1 protein-coding gene is annotated in these 2,381 nt (G+C 70.5%); it reads left to right on the forward strand.

Annotated features, from left to right (window positions below; all coding sequences use genetic code 11):
- Window positions 1–2,337: transcription-repair coupling factor (mfd, locus tag GH736_RS21295; protein ID WP_159606869.1), on the forward strand; the 2,337-nt coding region annotated here is incomplete at its 5' end.
- Window positions 2,338–2,381 lie beyond the last annotated feature (44 nt).

Consider the following 2,381-nt stretch of genomic DNA (forward strand, 5'->3'; position numbering starts at 1 on the left):
GGCCTCGCCGCGCGCATCGTCGAGCAGGTGCCCGCCGACCTCGACGTCGGCGTCGCCTACCTCGTGCAGGCCGAGGCCGCACGCGGCTTCGAGGTGCCGGAGGCGAAGCTCGCCCTCATCGCCGAATCCGAGTTCTACGGCCGCGCCGCCGGCTACGACGCCCGCCAGAACACGAAGCTCGCCACCCGGCGTCGCAACGTCGTGGATCCGCTGCAGCTCAAGGCCGGCGACTACGTCGTGCACCAGACGCACGGCATCGGCCGGTTCGTCGAGATGGTGCAGCGCGAGGTGGCCACGGGCAGCCGGCCGACCGGCCCGAGCCGCACGGCGGGCATCCAGCAGCAGCCCACGGCCGTGCGCGAGTACCTCGTGCTCGAGTACGCGCCGTCGAAGCGCGGTCAGGCCGGCGATCGCCTCTTCGTCCCCACCGACCAGCTCGACCTGCTCAGCCGCTACGTGGGCGGCGAGGCACCGGCCCTCTCGAAGATGGGCGGCAGCGACTGGGCACAGGCGAAGGGGCGTGCCCGCAAGGCCGTGCGCGAGATCGCCGTCGAGCTCGTGAAGCTCTACTCGGCGCGCATGGCCGCGAAGGGGCACGCCTTCGGTCCCGACACGCCCTGGCAGCACGAGCTCGAGGAGGCGTTCCCCTTCGCCGAGACGCCCGACCAGCTGCAGACCATCGACGAGGTCAAGGCCGACATGGAGCGGCCGATCCCGATGGACCGGCTCCTCGCCGGCGACGTCGGGTTCGGCAAGACCGAGGTGGCCGTGCGCGCCGCGTTCAAGGCCATCCAGGACGGCAAGCAGGTCGCGATGCTGGTGCCGACGACCCTGCTCGTGAAGCAGCACCTCGAGACCTTCAACGAGCGCTTCGCCGGATTCCCCGTGCACGTACGCGCCCTGTCGCGGTTCCAGACCGACAAGGAGGTGCGCGAGACGGTCACCGGCCTCGCCGACGGCACCATCGACATGGTCATCGGCACGCACCGCATCCTCACCGAGCAGGTGAAGTTCAAGGACGTGGGGCTCCTCATCATCGACGAGGAGCAGCGCTTCGGCGTCGAGCACAAGGACCAGCTCAAGAAGCTCAAGACCAACGTCGACATCCTCGCCATGAGCGCCACGCCGATCCCGCGCACGCTCGAGATGGCCGTCACCGGCATCCGCGAGATGTCGACGCTCGCGACACCGCCCGAAGACCGGCATCCGATCCTCACGTTCGTCGGCCCGTACTCCGAGCAGCAGGTCGCCGCCGCGATCCGCCGCGAGATGCTGCGCGAGGGCCAGGTGTTCTTCGTGCACAACCGGGTCTCGTCGATCAACCGGATCGCCGCGCAGCTCTCCGAGCTCGTGCCCGAGGCGCGCATCGCGGTCGCCCACGGCCAGCTCAACGAGCACGTGCTCGAGCAGATCGTGGTCGACTTCTGGGAGCGCAAGTTCGACGTGCTCGTCTCGACGACCATCATCGAGACCGGCCTCGACATCTCCAACGCCAACACGATCATCATCGACCGCGCCGACAAGTACGGCCTCTCCCAGCTGCACCAGCTGCGCGGACGGGTGGGCCGAGGCCGCGAGCGCGCGTACGCGTACTTCCTCTGGGACGCGCAGAAGCCGCTCTCCGAGACGGCCCACGACCGCCTGTCGACGATCGCCGCCAACAACGAGCTCGGCGGCGGCATGCAGATCGCGTTGAAGGACCTCGAGATCCGCGGCGCCGGTAACCTCCTCGGCGCCGAGCAGGCCGGGCACATCGCCGGTGTGGGCTTCGATCTCTACCTGCGCATGATCGGCGAGGCGGTGTCGGCCTTCCGCGGCGACGTCGCCGAGGGCCAGACCGAGCTGCGCCTCGAGCTGCCGGTCGACGCGCACATCCCCGAGGACTACGTCGACTCCGAGCGGCTGCGTCTCGAGATCTACCAGAAGCTGTCCGCAGCGAGCGGACCGGCGGCCAAGGAGGGCCAGATCGACGCGGTGGTCGACGAGCTCGTCGACCGCTACGGCACCCCGCCCGACGCGGTGACGCACCTCGTCGCGATCTCCCGGCTCCGCCGTCAGGCGCAGCTCGCCGGGCTCTCCGACGTCATCGCCACGGGCTCCAAGCTGCGCATCGCGCCCGCGAACATCCCCGACTCCCGGCGGGTGCGTCTCGAGCGGCTGTACCCGGGCGCGAAGCAGTTCGCGCAGAACGACGTCATCCTCGTGCCGTTCCCGACGCCGGGGGGCGAGTTGCCCGGCGACGCCGACCTCATCGAGTGGGTGTCGCGGCTCGTCACCGCGATCTTCCCGGTCCCGGATGCCGCGGCCCCGACGCCCGAGGCATCCGCCACCGCCTGAAGGCCGCCGCGCTCTCAGTGCGCGAAGGCGCCGCCGCCGCCCGC

The organism is Agromyces humi (genome assembly GCF_009720255.1).
Classification (GTDB): Bacteria; Actinomycetota; Actinomycetes; order Actinomycetales; family Microbacteriaceae; genus Agromyces; species Agromyces humi.